Source organism: Burkholderia sp. ABCPW 14, from assembly GCF_001523835.1.
Classification (GTDB): domain Bacteria; phylum Pseudomonadota; class Gammaproteobacteria; order Burkholderiales; family Burkholderiaceae; genus Burkholderia; species Burkholderia mayonis.
Genome location: NZ_LOVS01000006.1, coordinates 186,602 through 202,430 on the forward strand (window position 1 = coordinate 186,602; position 15,829 = coordinate 202,430).

General features: G+C 70.7%; 14 protein-coding genes and 2 pseudogenes. 3 read left to right on the forward strand and 13 right to left on the reverse strand.

Annotated features, from left to right (window positions below):
- Positions 1-120: 120 nt before the first annotated feature.
- The 9 genes and pseudogenes from WS62_RS01520 to atpD form a co-directional block, all read right to left on the reverse strand.
- The gene (locus WS62_RS01520) at positions 121-972 is read right to left on the reverse strand and encodes a F0F1 ATP synthase subunit gamma (protein WP_066566777.1); all 852 of its coding nucleotides are present in this window, start codon (positions 970-972) and stop codon (positions 121-123) included.
- Positions 969-2,906, reverse strand: coding sequence for a F0F1 ATP synthase subunit alpha (locus tag WS62_RS01525; RefSeq protein ID WP_066566779.1), 1,938 nt, complete (start codon positions 2,904-2,906; stop codon positions 969-971). Before WS62_RS01525 ends, WS62_RS01520 begins: the two co-directional genes overlap by 4 nt.
- Positions 2,890-3,639 carry a F0F1 ATP synthase subunit delta gene (locus WS62_RS01530; protein WP_066566781.1) on the reverse strand — a complete coding sequence of 250 codons (750 nt, stop codon included), beginning with the start codon at positions 3,637-3,639 and terminating at the stop codon, positions 2,890-2,892. Before WS62_RS01530 ends, WS62_RS01525 begins: the two co-directional genes overlap by 17 nt.
- A gap of 13 nt (positions 3,640-3,652) precedes the next feature.
- Positions 3,653-3,901 carry a F0F1 ATP synthase subunit C gene (locus tag WS62_RS01535; protein ID WP_066485967.1) on the reverse strand — a complete coding sequence of 83 codons (249 nt, stop codon included), beginning with the start codon at positions 3,899-3,901 and terminating at the stop codon, positions 3,653-3,655.
- The gene (locus WS62_RS01540; RefSeq protein ID WP_066566784.1) at positions 3,898-4,599 is read right to left on the reverse strand and encodes a F0F1 ATP synthase subunit A; all 702 of its coding nucleotides are present in this window, start codon (positions 4,597-4,599) and stop codon (positions 3,898-3,900) included. Before WS62_RS01540 ends, WS62_RS01535 begins: the two co-directional genes overlap by 4 nt.
- A complete protein-coding gene (locus WS62_RS01545) occupies positions 4,596-4,904 on the reverse strand; it encodes an N-ATPase subunit AtpR (protein ID WP_066566786.1) in 309 nt (102 codons plus the stop codon). The genes WS62_RS01540 and WS62_RS01545 overlap by 4 nt, the downstream gene beginning before the upstream one ends.
- Positions 4,897-5,349: pseudogene (locus tag WS62_RS01550) on the reverse strand (AtpZ/AtpI family protein); the annotation flags it as partial. The pseudogene WS62_RS01550 and the gene WS62_RS01545, both read right to left, overlap by 8 nt.
- Positions 5,277-5,732, reverse strand: a complete 456-nt coding sequence (locus WS62_RS01555) for a F0F1 ATP synthase subunit epsilon (RefSeq protein WP_066566791.1) — start codon at positions 5,730-5,732, stop codon at positions 5,277-5,279. The pseudogene WS62_RS01550 and the gene WS62_RS01555, both read right to left, overlap by 73 nt.
- A gap of 471 nt (positions 5,733-6,203) precedes the next feature.
- Positions 6,204-7,668 (reverse strand): annotated as a pseudogene (gene atpD / locus WS62_RS01560) (F0F1 ATP synthase subunit beta); the annotation flags it as partial.
- A gap of 346 nt (positions 7,669-8,014) precedes the next feature.
- On the opposite strand from atpD, the gene WS62_RS01565 reads away from it, so the two are divergent.
- Genes WS62_RS01565 through WS62_RS01575 form a run of 3 tightly spaced genes read left to right on the forward strand, consistent with a single transcriptional unit; the run spans position 8,015 to position 12,397 of the window.
- Complete coding sequence (locus WS62_RS01565; protein WP_066566794.1) at positions 8,015-9,808, forward strand: PHA/PHB synthase family protein; 1,794 nt, start codon at positions 8,015-8,017, stop codon at positions 9,806-9,808.
- 10 nt (positions 9,809-9,818) lie between these two features.
- A complete protein-coding gene (locus WS62_RS01570; protein WP_066566798.1) occupies positions 9,819-11,222 on the forward strand; it encodes a bifunctional enoyl-CoA hydratase/phosphate acetyltransferase in 1,404 nt (467 codons plus the stop codon).
- A complete protein-coding gene (locus WS62_RS01575) occupies positions 11,219-12,397 on the forward strand; it encodes an acetate/propionate family kinase (RefSeq protein ID WP_066566801.1) in 1,179 nt (392 codons plus the stop codon). Before WS62_RS01570 ends, WS62_RS01575 begins: the two co-directional genes overlap by 4 nt.
- A 371-nt stretch (positions 12,398-12,768) precedes the next feature.
- Here the strand turns inward: WS62_RS01575 and WS62_RS37775 are convergent, their stop codons facing one another.
- The 4 genes from WS62_RS37775 to WS62_RS01590 form a co-directional block, all read right to left on the reverse strand.
- Entirely contained in the window at positions 12,769-13,710 is a 942-nt protein-coding gene (locus tag WS62_RS37775; protein ID WP_066566979.1) for a 1-phosphofructokinase family hexose kinase, read from the reverse strand.
- 13 nt (positions 13,711-13,723) lie between these two features.
- A complete protein-coding gene (locus WS62_RS38960) occupies positions 13,724-14,338 on the reverse strand; it encodes a hypothetical protein (RefSeq protein ID WP_442855050.1) in 615 nt (204 codons plus the stop codon).
- Positions 14,287-14,934, reverse strand: a complete 648-nt coding sequence (locus WS62_RS01585) for a BON domain-containing protein (protein WP_066566804.1) — start codon at positions 14,932-14,934, stop codon at positions 14,287-14,289. The genes WS62_RS38960 and WS62_RS01585 overlap by 52 nt, the downstream gene beginning before the upstream one ends.
- Before the next feature lie 410 nt (positions 14,935-15,344).
- Positions 15,345-15,737: a cytidine deaminase gene (locus tag WS62_RS01590; protein ID WP_066566807.1), complete on the reverse strand. Its 393-nt coding sequence runs from the start codon at positions 15,735-15,737 to the stop codon at positions 15,345-15,347.
- Between the last annotated feature and the right edge of the window lie 92 nt (positions 15,738-15,829).

Here is a 15,829-nt window from a genome sequence, read left to right on the forward strand (position 1 = left end):
AACCGTTCGCCGGGCATGCGCTCGCCCGCGTCGGGCGCAGCGCTCACCGCGCACGTGCAGGCGTCGTTCTCAGCCACGGACGCCGGTCATCCCGGCGCGCGAGGCGCGGGGCAACCGCCTTCACAACGCGCTCGCCGCCAATTCGACGATGTCCGCCGTGATCTCGTCCTGCCGCGCGATCCGGTAGGCCTGCAACAGCTCGCCGAGCGTGCGTTCGACCGATTCGCGCGCGGCGATCATCGCGCGCGTGCGCGCCGCGTTCTCCGCGGCGAACGCGAGCATCGCCGCATCGCACAGCTCGACGAACACATATGCCTGCGCGAGCTCCGCGAGCAGCGTCGCGGGCGGCAGATGCACGAGCGGCGGCTGCGCGCGCGGCTCGGTATCGAAGCGCGCATAGTCGAACGGCAACAGGCGGCGCTCGACCACGTCGAGCTGCTGCGCCGCAGCCGGCATCGCGTGGACGATCGACACCGACTGCGCGCCGCGCTCAGCCAGATGCGCGTACAGCGCGTCGGTGATCCGGTTCGCGAGGTGCACGACGTCGTCCGCGTGCGACGCCATCGGCGTGCTCCAGACGAGCGGCACGCCGCCAGCCTCGGCGAGCATCGCGCCGCGCGTGCCGACCATCATGTATTCGCGCGTCGCGGCCGGCGCATCGGGCCGCGTCGCGTAATCGATCAGTTGCGCGTTGTATGCGCCGACGAAGCCCTGCTCGCTGCACAGCACGATGACCAACCGCGCGTGCGGGGCGCCGCGTCGCGCGGCCGCGGCTTCGAGCGAAGGCGCACCGGCCGACAGCGCGTCGCCGATCGCCGCGCCGACCGTCGCCGCCGATGCGCGGATTCCCGGCAAGCGCTGCTGCGCCTCGTGCGCGCGCGCGGCGGCGACGCCCTGCATCGCGCCGATCACCGACTGCAACTGGCGCGCGGTGTCGGTGCGCGCTTCGATCGCGGCGAGCTTGTCGCTCATCGCTTGCGCTCCGGTTCGGCTTCGGGCTCGGCTTTCGCGGCGGCGTTGGATTTCGCGTTGGATTTCGCGTTGGCGTTGGCGTTGGCGTTGGCGTTGGCGTCGGCGTCGGCGTCGGCGTCGGCGTCGGCGTCGGCGTCGGCGTCGGCGTTGGCGTCGGCGTCGGCGTCGGCGTCGGCATTGGCGTCGGCGTTGGCGTTGGCGTCGGCGTCGGCGTCGGCGTCGGCGTCGGCGTCGGCGTCGGCATTGGCGTTGGCGTTGGCGTTGGCCTTGGCGTCGGCGTCGGCGTCGGCGTTGGCGTTGGCTTCAGCGTTGCCTTCGACTTCGGTTCCGGCATCGCCATCGAGCGCGCCGCCGATGTCGCCCGCCGCGTCTTCCGCATGCATGTGTCCCGCCGCGCGATCCGCCGCATCGGCCATGATCCGTTCGGTCAGCTCGCCGATCGACTCCGCGAGCGTCGCGAGCGCCGCGTCGTCCGCGAGCCAGTCGAGGGGCGGCGCGCCCGCCGGCGACAGCGCCGCGATCCGCGCATCGAGCCACGACGGCAGCCGGTCGCGCAGCGGCGCGACGCGATCCGTCGACATCGCATCGAGCGCGCCCGCCGCGAGCGCCTTCAGCAGCACGACTTCGTCGAGCGTTCGCAGCGCGCGGAAGCGCGGCTGCGTGATCAACGCGCGAATCCGCTCGCCGCGCGTGATCTGCGCGCGCAGCCGCGCATCGGTGAGCCCGCCGAAGCGCGTGAACGCCTCCAGTTCGAGGAACTGCGCGTAATCGAGCCGCAAGCGACCCGACGCGCTGCGCAGCGCCGGATGCTGCGCCTTGCCGCCGACGCGGCTCACGCTCAGGCCGACGTCGACCGCCGGCCGCTGGTTCGCGGCGAACAGCGCCGAATCGAGCACGATCTGCCCGTCGGTGATCGAGATCAAATTCGTCGGAATGTACGCGGCGAGATTGCCCGCGTCGGTCTCCGCGATCGGCAGCGCGGAAAGCGACCCGCCGCCGAGCTTCGCGGACAGCTTCGCCGCGCGTTCGAGCAGGCGCGCGTGCACGTAGAAGATGTCGCCTGGATATGCCTCGCGGCCGGGCGGCTCGCGCGTGAGGAGCGCGAGCTCGCGGTGCGTCGCCGCGTGCTTCGTCAGGTCGTCGACGACGACGAGCGCATGCTGCCCGCGATCCCGGAAATACTCGGCGATCGAAAAGCCCGCGAACGGCGCGACCCATTGCAGCCCCGGCGCGGACGCGGCCGGCGCGACGACGAAGATGCAGCGCTCGGGCGCGCCGTAGCGGCGCACCGCGTCGATCACGCGCCGCACCGCGCTCGCGCGCTGGCCGATCGCGACGTACACGCAGATCACGTCCGTTTGCCGCTGATTGACGATCGCGTCGATCGCGAGCGATGTCTTGCCCGTCGCGCGATCGCCGATGATCAGCTCGCGCTGGCCGCGCCCGATCGTGAAGAGCGCGTCGACGATCAGCACGCCGGTGTCGAGCGGCTCGCTGACGAGATCGCGGTCGATGATCGCGGGCGCGGGGCGCTCGATCGGCAGCGTGTCCGTCGTGCCGAGCGGCGGGCCGTCGTCGAGCGGACGGCCGAGCGGATCGACGACGCGTCCGAGCAGTTGCGGGCCGACCGGCACTTCGAGCACCGCGCCCGTGCGCGTGACGGCCGCCTGCGCTTGGACGCTCGCGTCCGGATCGAGCAGCACGACGCTGATCAGATCCTCGTCGAGCGTGTGCGCGAAGCCCGTGACGCCGCCGTCGAAGCGCAGCACTTCGTTGAGCATCGCGTCCCGCAGCCCGGACACGAAAGCGATCCCGTCCGCGACGCGCTCGACGCGCCCGACCGCCTGCGCGACAGGCGCGAGCGCCACCCGCGCGAGCGCATCGCGGCGACGCGCGAGCCAGGCCGCATCGGTGGCGTCAGTGGTCGCCGTCATCGTCGCTCAGCAATGCCGCCTCGATGGTCGCGAGATCCTGGCGCAGGCTGTTGCGCACGTTCGCGTATTTCGATTCGAGCTCGAGCCCCGCGATCAGCGCCGGATCGACGCGCACGTCCGGCTCGAGCGGCCGTCCGACGCTCGCCGTGAACGCCGCGCGGCACGCGGCCGCTTCCTGCGTGGTCAATGCGCGCGGCGCGACGAGCTGGACCCGCGCGTCGCCGGCGGCGAGCGCCGCGCGCACGTCTTCCGGCAGTTGCGCGAGCGACGCCGCGACGCCGTCGACGAAGCCCGCGACGCGCGCGCTGTCGGGCAAGCGCGCGAGCAGCTTCGCGGCGATGTCGACCGCGAGGCGCGTCGCGCGCGCATCGAGCTCCTTCGCGCGCTGCGCGGCGTCGGCTTGCGCTTGCGCGCGCGCCGTGTCGCGCAGCGCCTGCGCATCGGCGCGCGCCTGTTCGATCAAGCGCTCACGCTCGGCGGCCGCCTGCGCGAGCGCCGCCTTCAATGCGTCGTCGCGCGCCGCGGCGAGCGCCGCGCGCTCGGCATGCACGCGCTCGCGCTCGGCGCGCGCGGCGTCGCGCTCGTGCGTCGCCTCGTCGATCAGCTTGCGCGCGGCGGCCTGGCGCTTCGCGATGATGTCGCTGACGGGACGAAACAGGAAGCGCGACAGCAGCCACACGAGCACGGCGACGTTGATCGCCTGCAACGCGAGCGTGGACCAGTCGATTCGCATCGCCGCCCCCTCGTCACTTGATGAACGGATTCGCGAACAGCAGCAGCAGCGCGACGACGAGGCAGTAGATCGCCATCGTCTCGATCATCGCGAGCCCGACGAACAGCGTGCGCGACACGGTGCCGGACGCATCGGGCTGCCGCGCGATCGCGTCCATCGCCGCGCCGACCGCGCGCCCTTCGGCGAGCGCGGGGCCGATCGCGCCGAACGACACCGCGAGCGCGGCCGCCGCGATGCTGACCACTTCGATGAGATTGTTCATGAGTTCTCCTGCCCGCGCCGCGGCGCGGAAGTTTCGTCACCGGACACGGCCGCGCCGATGAACACCATCGACAGCACCATGAAGATGTACGCCTGCACGGTGCCCGTCAGCAGATCGAGCGCCATCAGCGGAATCGGCACGAACAGACCGGCGAGCGACAGCACGATGCCGATCACGAATACGCCGCTCATCACGTTGCCGAACAGACGCACGATCAGCGAGAACGTGCGCGTCAACTGCTCGACGACGTTGAGCGGGATCATCACCCACGTCGGCTCCGCGAACGTCGCGAGATAGCCGCGCAGGCCGCGCACGCGCACGCCGTAATAGAGCGTCGCGGCGAGCACAACGAGCGCGAGCGCGGCGTCGGTCTCGAGATGCGCGGTCGGCGGCTCGACGCCCGGCACGAGCGACGCGCTGTTCGCGCAGAACACGAGCACGAAGATCGTGCCGATCAGCGCGCGGTAGCGGGCGGGCGGCGTCTGCATCGTGTCGACGATCTGCGCGTCGATCGTCGCGACGAACAGCTCGAGCACGCTCTGCAACCGCGACGGCGCGTCGACGCTCAGCCGCTTGCGCGCGAAGAGCGCGAGCGCGACGAGCACGGCCATGATCCCCCACGTCGCGAGCACGGGCTCCGAGACGCCGACGGGGCCGATCGAGAACATCGGCACGGTCGACAGCGGCGACGCGTTCATCGCCGCGCGCCCGTCAATGCGCCCGCCCAGCGGATCGCGAACGCGCGCGCGACGAACAGCCCCGCCGAGCCGGCGACGAGCGCGTCGACGCCGATGCGCGCGAGCACGACGAGCACCGCGACCGTGAGCGCGATCCGCACCAGCTGCAGCGCGAGCGCCGCGCCCGCGCGGCCTTCGACAAACAGGCGGCTGTTCCAGCCGAGCGACACGAAATGGCACGCGCCCGTCGCGAGTCCGGCGGCAAGCCCGATCGCGATGGCGATGCCGTCGAGCGACACGCGCGCGGTTTCCAGAATTTCACTCATCGCGATCTCCGTCTTGTTGACCTTTCATCCAGCGCCATGCGAGCCAGAAGCCGAGCGCCGCGCCGAGCATCAAGAGCGGCGCGGAGAAGAACACGCGCGACGCGAACGCGCGATCGAGCCAGCGGCCGAGCGCGAGCGCGGCGAGCGTCGGCGCGAGGATCGTCCAGCCGAGCACGCCGACCTGCGCGAGGCGCCTGCCGAGCGACGGCTCCGGATCGCGCGCGCCGCGCGCCGCACGCCGCGCGGCCGTGCGCGCCGCCTGCTCGACGCGGTCGGCGGCCGGGCCGTGCGCGTCGGGCTGCGCGTCGGATCGGGCCGCGCGCCGCGCGCCGGGATCGCCGTCGCGCTTCGCATCGGGCGCGGGCGGCTTCGTCATTCGAGCGTCTCCGGCTTGCGCGGCGCGTGCATGCCGTCCTTCGAATGCTCGGGCCGCAGATACGTGAGCAGCCGCCGCATCGCCCGCGCGTGCAGCCGCGTCTCGTCGACCCGCGCGCGACGTTTCTCGTCGAGCTGCGTCGCGCGCACGCCGCGCACGATCGCGTCGAGTTCGGCGAGCGACTCGCCGAGCACCGCCTCGCGGCACGCGATCTCGATCCGCGCGCCGCGCGTCACGCGCAGCACGCCGCCGTCGAGCGCGGCGTAGTGCATCGCGCCGTCGACGGTGCGCCAGCGCACGACCGACGCACGCAGCAGCGTGACGAAATCGACGTGGCCCGCGCGGATGCCGAACGAACCGCTCGCGTCCTCGGCGCGCAGCGACGCGATCGGCAGATCGTCGACGCACACGCGCGCCGGCGTCGCGATCGTGAGGCGCAGCTCAGCGGACATGCGGCGCTCCCTGCGGTGCGGTGGAAGCCGAATCGCGCTCGGGCGCACGAGCCGTCGCATTCGTCGCGTTCGTCGCGTTCGTCGCGTTCGTCGCATTCGTCGCATTCGTCGCATTCGTCGCATTCGTCGCATTCGTCGCATTCGTCGCATTCGTCGCATTCGTCGCATTCGTCGCGTTCGTCGCGTTCGTCGCGTTCGTCGCGTTCGTCGCGTTCGTCGCGTTCGTCGCGTTCGTCACATTCGTCGCGTTCGTCGCACCGTTCGCGCTCATGGACGACGCGTTGCCCGCTTGGTCGTTTTGCGGCGAGTCTTTCGAGACGCTCGGCGCAGCGCCCGGCGTTTCACCTGCCGCGCCGCCAGCCACGGCAACCGCCGCTCCGCCCGCGCCCGCCACATCCTTCTTGCCCGACCCATTTCCGCCGCCGCCCGCGCCGCCGCCATGCGCGGCCGATGCGCCGCCGCCCGCCCCGCCCGCGCCATCGCGCCGCGCGTCGGCTTCGCGGGCCGCTTCTTCCTTGCGCCGCGCGTCGTCGAGCGTGCCGACCATGTACAGCGAGCTCTCGCGCCAGTCGTCGCAGTCGCCGCGCAGGATCGCGCGGCAGCCGGCGATCGTATCGGCGATCTCGACCGACGCGCCCGCTTGGCCCGTGAACGCCTCGGTCACCGCGAACGGCTGCGTCAGGAAGCGCTGCAGCCGGCGCGCGCGGCCGACGATCCGCCGGTCGTCCGCGCCGAGCTCGTCGATGCCGAGCAGCGCGATCACGTCCTGCAGTTCACGGTAATGCTCGATCACGCGGCGCACCTCGATCGCGACCTCGACATGCTCGTCGCCGACGACGAGCGGATCGAGCAGGATCGACGACGACGCGACCGGATCGATCGCCGGATACATCCCTTCGGCCGCCATCGCGCGCGACAGCACGACCATGCTGTCGACGTGCGCGGCGATCGCGGTGACGGCCGGATCGGTGAAATCGTCGGCGGGCACGTACACGGCCTCGATCGCCGTGACCGCCGCGCCCTCGACCGACGCGATCCGTTCCTGCAATGCGGCGACCTCGCTCGCGAGCGTCGGCTGGTAGCCGACCCGCGACGGCAGCCGCCCGAGCAGCCCCGACACCTCGGCGCCCGCCTGCACGAAGCGAAATACGTTGTCCATCAGGAGCAGCACGTTTTGCGCGCGCTCGTCGCGAAAATATTCGGCGATCGCGAGCGCGGTGAGCGGCACGCGCCAGCGCGCGCCGGGCGGCTCGTTCATCTGCCCGTAGACGAGCACCGTGCGTGCGAGCACGCCGGAGCCGCGCATGTCGAGCAGCATCTCGTGCCCTTCGCGCGAACGCTCGCCAATGCCCGCGAACACCGAGATCCCGCGATAGCGCTCGACCATCGCGTGGATCAGCTCCATCACGAGCACCGTCTTGCCGACGCCCGCGCCGCCGAACATCGCCGCCTTGCCGCCCTGCGCGAGCGGCGCGAGCAGGTCGATCACCTTGATGCCGGTCGCGAACAGCGCGGTCGCGCTCTTCTGCTCGGACAGCGGCGGCGCGCCGCGGTGGATCGGCCGCCGCGCGGCGTCGGGCGCGAGCGCCGCGCCGTCGTCGCCGGGCTCGCCCGTCACGGTCAGCAGGCGGCCGAGCACCGCATCGCCGACCGGCACGCGGATCGGCCCGCCCGTCGCCCGCACGGCGGCGCCGCGCTTGAGCCCGCCCGTCGGGCCAAGCGCGAGCGCGCGCACCGCGGCGTCGCTCAGGTGCGCGTGCACCTCGGCGAGAATCGGCGCCGCGCCGTCGATCGGGATCACGAGCGCGTCGTTCAGCGCGGGCAGCGCGCCGCCGTCGAACGCGACGTCGACGACCGCGCCGCGCACCGCGACGACCCGTCCGTCGCGCGCCGCTTCCGTCGCAGTCGTGCCGTTCGCCGCATGCAGATCCGCCACCGTCGCTCCCGTCTGACTTGTCCGTCGATGGCTTCACCATAACGGCGCACGCCGCATGCCGGCTGATCTCGGTCAACAAACGGGAAATCGCCAGATGAATCCGTGCGCGATGCGATACGCGACGATTGCGCAGCCGTTACGCGATTCGCTCGGCTTCCATTGATGCAAATCAGATTCCGCAGATCTATGCGTCGCTACAGTGGCCGTGTCAGTGATCGTCGACGCATGCCGTCGAAGCGCGCGGCGGGCGACTGTGCCCGCCGCGCGGCTTCGCGCTCGGCCGGCCGCACCGGCTGCCTCGGTTCGTCATGTCGTCGCCCGCGTAGCGCCAGCCGAAGGAAGCCCGATGGATACACGCCATACCCCCGAACCCGGCGCGCCCGCAGCGCCGCCGCCCGCCCACCCGCCCGCGTCGTACGAGCAGGAAAGCCCGTACCGCGTATTCGATTTCGCGAAGGAGGCGGCGCTCGCGAAGCTGACGTCCGGCCTGTCGCCCGCCGCGCTCCAGCTCGCGCTGTCCGACTGGCTGATTCACCTCGCGGCCGCGCCCGGCAAGCGCGCCGAGCTCATGTCGCTCGCGATGAAGCATGCCGCGCTGCTCACCGAGTACCTGCTCGAAGCGACGACCGGGCGCACGCCCGCGGCGCCCGCGCAGCCGTCGCCCGGCGACCGGCGTTTCCGCGCGAACGTGTGGCAGCTCGAGCCGTACCGTTTCTGGCACCAGGCGTTCCTGCTCGCCGAGCAATGGTGGCGCGCGGCGACGCGCGAAGTGCCCGGCGTGTCGCGCCATCACGAGGACGTCGTCGCGTTCTCCGCGCGGCAGATGCTCGACACGTTCGCGCCGGCGAACTATGTCGCGACGAATCCGGAGGTCGCGCAGCGCACCGCGCTGTCGTGCGGCGCGAACCTCGCGCAGGGCGTGTGGAATTATCTGGACGACGTCCGGCGTCAGATGACGAAGCTGCCGCCCGCGGGCGTCGAGCGCTTCCAGGTCGGCAAGGACGTCGCGACGGCGCCCGGCCGCGTCGTGTTCCGCAATCATCTGATCGAGCTGCTGCAGTACGGCCCGGCGACGCCCGACGTCTACGCGGAGCCGGTCCTCATCGTGCCCGCGTGGATCATGAAGTACTACATTCTCGATCTGTCGCCGCACAACTCGCTCATCCGCTATCTGGTCGGCGAGGGGCACACGGTGTTCTGCGTGTCGTGGCGCAACGTCGACGCGAGCGACCGCGATCTGAGCCTCGACGACTACCGCCGGCTCGGCGTGATGGATGCGCTCGACACGATCGGCAAGATCGTGCCCGGCGCGAAGATCCATGCGACCGGTTACTGTCTCGGCGGCACGCTGCTGTCGATCGCGGCCGCGGCGATGGCGAACGCGGGCGACGAGCGCTTCGCGTCGATCACGCTGCTCGCCGCGCAAACGGACTTCACCGAGCCGGGCGAGCTGCAGCTCTTCATCGACGAAAGCGAGATCTACTTCCTCGAAAGCATGATGTGGGAGCGCGGGTTTCTCGGCGCGCACCAGATGGCGGGATCGTTCCAGTTGCTGATGTCGAACGACCTGATCTGGTCGCGCATGATCCACGACTACCTGCTCGGCGAACGCACGCCGATGATCGACCTGATGGCGTGGAACGCCGACTCGACGCGGATGCCGTACCGGATGCATTCCGAGTATCTGCGCCACTTGTTCCTCGACAACGATCTCGCGACGAACCGCTACGTGATCGACGGGCAAACGGTGTCGGTGCACAACATCCGCGCGCCGTTCTTCGTCGTCGGCACCGAGCACGATCACATCGCGCCGTGGCGCTCGGTCTACAAGATCCACTATCTGACCGACAGCGACGTGACGTTCGTGCTGACGGCGGGCGGCCACAACGCGGGCATCGTCAGCGAGCCCGGCCATCCGAAGCGCCATTACCGGATGAAGATCACGACCGCCGACGCGCCGAGCATCTCGCCCGACGAATGGCTCGCCGGCGCGACCGATTGCGAAGGCTCGTGGTGGCCCGCGTGGCATGCGTGGCTCGCCGAGCATTCGAGCGCGCAGCGCGTCGCACCGCCGCGGCTCGGCAAGCCGGGCGCGGAAACGCTCGGCGACGCGCCGGGCACCTACGTGTTCCAGCAATAAGGAGCGCCGCATGGAGCGCGAAATCCTGCAGAACCGTCCGTTCGAATCGCTCGCGATCGGCGACAGCGCGTCGGTCGTGCGCGCCGCGTCGCGCGACGACATCGACCTGTTCGCCGCGATGTCCGGCGACGTCAATCCAGCGCACCTCGACGCGGCGTTCGCCGCGCACGACCTGTTCGGCCACGTCGTCGTCCATGGGATGTGGACGGGCGCGCTCGTGTCCGCGGTGCTCGGCACGAAGCTGCCGGGGCCGGGCACGATCTATCTCGACCAGACGCTCGAGTTTCGGCATCCGGTCGCGCCGGGCGACACGGTCACGGCGACCGTGACCGTCAAGGAGAAGCACCCGGAGAAGCGGATCGTGCTGCTCGACACGCGCTGCACGAACCAGGACGGGCAAGTCGTGCTGCGCGGCACCGCGACCGTGATCGCGCCCGACAAGCCGATCGCGTGGGAGCGCGTGCCGGCGCCGGACGTCGCGGTGCGCCGCCACGACCGCTACGAGACATTCGTGCGCGACGCGCGCGAGCAGCCGCCGCTGCGCACCGCGGTCGTCCATCCGTGCTCGCCGGATGCGATCCGCGCGGCGATCGACGCGCGCGACGAGCACCTGATCGATCCGATCCTGATCGGCCCCGAAGCGAAGATCCGTGCGGCGGCCGAAGCGGCCGGCGTGAATCTCGCGGGCGTGTCGATCGAAGCGGTCGAGCACAGCCATGCGGCCGCCGCGCGCGCGGTCGAGCTGGGCGGCATGGGCCAGGTCGCCGCGCTGATGAAGGGCAGCCTGCATACCGACGAACTGCTCGCCGCGGTCGTCGGCCCGGCGTCGCTGCTGCGCACCGAGCGGCGCATCAGCCACGTCTACGCGATGGACGTGCCCGCGTATCCGAAGCCGCTCCTCATCACCGACGCGGCGATCAACATCGCGCCGACGCTCGAACAGAAGCGCGACATCTGCCAGAACGCGGTCGATCTGCTGCACGTGCTCGGCATCGAGCGGCCGAGCGTCGCGGTGCTCGCAGCGGTCGAGACCGTCAACCCGAAGATGCCGTCGACGCTCGACGCGGCCGCGCTCACCGTGATGGCCGCGCGCGGGCAGATCTCGGGCGCGATCGTCGACGGGCCGCTCGCGTTCGACAACGCCGTGAGCGCGATCGCCGCGCAGTCGAAGGGCATCACATCGCCCGTCGCGGGCCAGGCCGACATCCTGCTCGTGCCCGATCTCGAAGCAGGCAACATGCTCGCGAAGCAGTTGATGTACTTCGCGGGCGCCGACGGCGCGGGCCTCGTGCTCGGCGCGCGGCTGCCCATCATCCTGACGAGCCGCGCGGACAGCCTGCGCGTGCGGATCGCGTCCGCCGCGCTCGCGAAGCTCGTCGCCGAGAGGACGCGCGCCGGCGCGCTCGCATCATGAGCGAGCCGCTGCTGCTGACGTTCAACGCCGGTTCGTCGACGCTGAAGATCGGCCTCTACAGCGTCGCGAACGGCGAGCCCGCGCCGCTCGGACGCGGCAAGATCGACTTCAACCGGACGCCGTTGCAGTTCGAATACTCGAGCGGCGGCGACGCGCGCACCGTTGCGCTCGCCGCGCCCGTCACCGACGACCTGCACGAAGTGCTCGACGAAGCGCTCAACTGGATCGCGTCGCATCTGTCGCTGCACGAGCTGGTGTCGGTCGGCCATCGCGTCGTGCATGGCGGCGACGCGTTCGACGGGCCGGTCACCCTCGACGATCGTACGCTCGACGCAATTACCGCGCTCGTGCCGCTCGCGCCGCTGCATCAGCCGCAAAGCGTGCGCCTGATTCGCGCGCTGCGTCATCTGCGTCCGCATCTGCCGCAGGTCGCGTCGTTCGACACCGCGTTCCATCGGACGCAGTCCGATCTCGTGCGGCGCTTCGCGCTGCCACGCGCGCTGTTCGACGAAGGCGTCAAGCGCTACGGTTTTCATGGGCTGTCTTACCGATATGTCGCCGGACAGCTGCGCGAACGGCATCCGGCGCTCGCGCGCGGCAAGGTCGTCGCCGCGCACCTCGGCAGCGGCGCGAGCCTGTGCGCGCTCGACGCCGGCGTGAGCCGCGACACGAGCATGGGCTTCTCGACGCTCGACGGGATTCCGATGGCGACGCGCTGCGGCGCGCTCGACGCGGGCGTCGTGCTGCATCTTCAAAAGATGCTCGGCTATTCGGTCGATGCGGTCGAGCAGATGCTGTATCACCGCTCCGGCTTGCTCGGTGTATCCGGCGTGAGCGGCGACGCGCGCGTGCTGCTCGCCAATCGTTCGGACGGCGCGCGCGACGCGCTCGAGCTGTTCGCGTTCCGGATCGCCGGCGAGACCGCGCGGCTTGCGGCGACGCTCGGCGGCCTCGACGCGCTCGTGTTCACCGCGGGCATCGGCGAGCATCAGCCCGAAACGCGCGCCGCGGTGTGCGAGCGGCTGCGCTGGCTCGGCGTCGAGCTCGATGCCGACGCGAACGCGCGCAACGCGGAGATCGTCAGCCGCGATGCGAGCCGCATCGCGGTGCTCGTCGTGCCGACCGACGAGGAACAGGTGATCGCGCGGGATGCGGCGTCGGTCCTGCATGTGTGAGCGCGTGGACCGGTTGGGCGGTTCTTCGGGTTCTTCGGGTCGCCCTTCCGTGCGATGTGCATCATTGCGGAGCGGAATGCGCGGCTCGTCTGCCTGATCCGCATCGCGTGACGCGCTGCGTTGCGCGTCACGCTGCGGTGCCGGGCGGCGTCTCGGCGATCGGGCGTTGCCGGGCTTTCGAACGAGCGCACGAGCAATCGCCCGGCGCAACCGACACCGGCATCTCCGCAGGCTGCGCCGCATGTTGCCGATCGGTCCTCTAGCGCCCCTGCGAGCGACCGCATGCGCGTGACCGGCGGAATCGGGCGCGGAGCCGAATCACAAGATGCGGTCCAGACGAAGACGCCGAAAGGGAGCCGGGCGTGCAGGCGTCAGGCCTCGACTGTCCCCGGCAATTCGCGATAGATCCGCTCGACATCGTCCTTCGTGCACAGCGCGGTGCCCGCACTCCGCAGCGACGCCGACGCGGCGGCGAGCGCGTAACGCGACGCATCGGCGACGCTCGCGCCGCGATTGAGCGCGTCGACGAGCCCCGCGACGAAGCTGTCGCCCGCACCGATCGCGCTGCGCACCGCAACGCGCACGCCCGGCAGCCGCACCGCGTCGTCGCGCGATACGACGAGCGCGCCAGCGTCGCCGAGCGTCAGCGCGACGATCTGCGCGCGACCGCTGTCGACGATCGCGCGCGCGGCCGCGAGGCGCTCGGCGTCGTCGTCGAGCGGCAGCCCGGTCAGCGCGCGCAGTTCGCCCAGGCTCGGCTTGACCAGATAAACGCCCGCGTCGAGCGCCGCCGCGAGCGCCGGTCCCGACGTATCGACGACCGTCCGCACGCCGCGCGCGTTCGCGAGCCGCACGAGGCGGCCGTAGCAATCGTCCGGCATCCCGGGCGGCAGGCTGCCGCTCATCACCAGAAAGCGCGACGCGTCGGCGAGCCGCGCGAGCGCGTCGATGCAGCGCGGCCATTCGTCGGGCGCGAGCGTCGGCCCCGGCAGCACGAAGCGGAACTCGCGCCCCGTCGACGTTTCGAGCACCGAAAAGTTTTCTCGCGTTTCGTCAGCGACGTCGATGCCGCTCGTGCGCATCCGCTCGTCGGCGAGCAGGCCGCGCAGCGCGCGACCGGTATCGCCGCCCGCGAGATAGAGCGCCGCGCAATCGGCGCCGAGGCGCGTCAGCACGCGCGCGACGTTGATCCCGCCGCCGCCCGGATCGCGCCGCGCGGCTCCGCAGCGCAGCTTGCGGGTATCGGTCACGCGGTCGACGGACGTCGCGACGTCGACCGCGGGATTCGGCGTGATGGTGACGATTTCGGTCATCGTGCAAAAAAGTTCATAACGGAAAGGAAACGAGAAGATCGAGCGCGCGGCGACGGAAGTCGTGCGCCGCATCGCACCTGTTCGAGTTGGCGCCGAACTGTCCGCACCGGCGCGTGTCCACGGCCGTTGGCCGTTGGCCGTTGGCCGTTGGCCGTTGGCCGTTGGCCGTTGGCCGTTGGCCGTTGGCCGTTGGCCGTTGGCCGTTGGCCGCTTGCCGTTGGCCGCTTGCCGTTGGCCGCTTGCCGTTGGCCGCTTGCCGTTGGCCGCTTGCCGTTGGCCGCTTGCCGTTGGCCGCTTGCCGTTGGCCGCTTGCCGTTGGCCGCTTGCCGCTTGCCGCTTGCCGCTTGCCGCTTGCCGCTTGCCGCTTGCCGCTTGCCGCTTGCCGCTTGCCGCTTGCCGCTTGCCGCTTGCCGCTTGCCGCTTGCCGCTTGCCGCTTGCCGCTTGCCGCTTGCCGCTTGCCGCTTGCCGCTTGCCGCTTGCCGCTTGCCGCTTGCCGCTTGCCGCTTGCCGCTTGCCGGCAATCAGTGTCGAACGCCGTGCGGGCGACGCGCAAGCGCCGCTCGCACAGCCCACACCTACGCGACGGTCAGATGATCGACGACCTCGCGCACGCCCTTGACCGACCATGCTGCGCCGCACGCCGCGCGCCGCTCGACGAGCGAATCGACGATACCGGACAGCGTGACGACGCCATCGCACTCGTCGACGTCGATATGTGTGGCCTCGCGCTGCGCGCGCCGCGCGAGCGCATCCGCGACGCGCGCGCGTACGGTCTCGCACGCGTCGTGCAAGTGCACGTCGATCCGGTTGACGACGCCGATCACGCCGCGCATCCGGCTCACGACCGTTTCGGCCGCCTGCCGCTGATAGCCGAAGTCGACTTCGCCCGTGAGCGTCACGCAGCCCTCGTCGACGTCGACGTGAATCTCCTGCCCCGCAAGCCCTTCCTGCCACGCGAGCGCCGACACGATCGCGGCGGCGAGCACTTCGTCGTCACGAGGCGATTCGCTCGGCAGCACCTTCAACTCGAGCACGAGCGCCCGCGCGCCGGCGATGCGCTGCGCAGCCTTCTGTGCCGCGTATTTCTGCGCCCAGCTCGGCACGAAGCCGCGCAGCGTCACGATGCGGTCATGCACCGACACGTCGATCTGCCGCGCATCCAGCGACGGATCCCAATACAGTTCCTGTTCGACATCTTGCCTGAGCGCAGCATCGGATTTCATCGTCGTCTCCTCGCCGACCGGTTTCGATAAGTGCCCGCCCGCAGCGAAAAAACGCGCGGCGGCGCATGCAACCCAGCATCGCGCATTGCGCGGCGCGGACCTTGATGCGCGTCAACGAAGGAAAAATGACAGACGAATGCACAGCGGGCGGCGCAATCGGCCGACGCTCGGTGCGGCACGGAAAGATCCGGTTCTCGTCGGTTTCGGCGGCCTGCCGCTCGTGGCCGGACACGCGGGAAGCCGACGAAACCCGCGAGGAAAAACGAAAAAACACGAAAATCGCGAGGAACGCTGTGCGTCGCGACGAATCTCGCCCGTCACGTCACGTCACGTCACGTCACGTCACGTCACGTCACGTCACGTCACGTCACGTCACGTCACGTCCCGCCCCGTCGGCGCCGAGCCGCGCGTCACGCCAGATAGAACGCGTCCGGCAGCAAGTCGCCCGCATTCGTCACGCGCACGTCGCCCTTCATGTTCGTCAGCACGACTTCGAGCATCGGCTTGCCGAGCTCGATCATCACCTGCCGGCACGCGCCGCAGGGCGCGATCGGCCCGTCCGTCTCGCCGACGACCGCAATCGTCGCGAACTCGCCCGGCCGATAGCCGGCCGCGAGCGCCGAGAACAACGCGGTGCGCTCCGCACAATTGCACAGCCCGTACGACGCGTTCTCGACGTTGCAGCCGTGGAAAATCCTGCCGTCCTTCGTCGCGAGCGCCGCGCCGACCTTGAAGTTCGAATATGGCGCGTAGGCCTTTTCGCGCGCGGCCTTTGCGGCTTCGATCAATGCGTTGTGCTTCATGTCGTGTTTTACCTCGTTCGTTGATTCGATGTTCCGTGCTTCGGTTCTCGTGCTGCGACTGCGCGTCGCGCCTCGATTGTCGAGCGATGAAC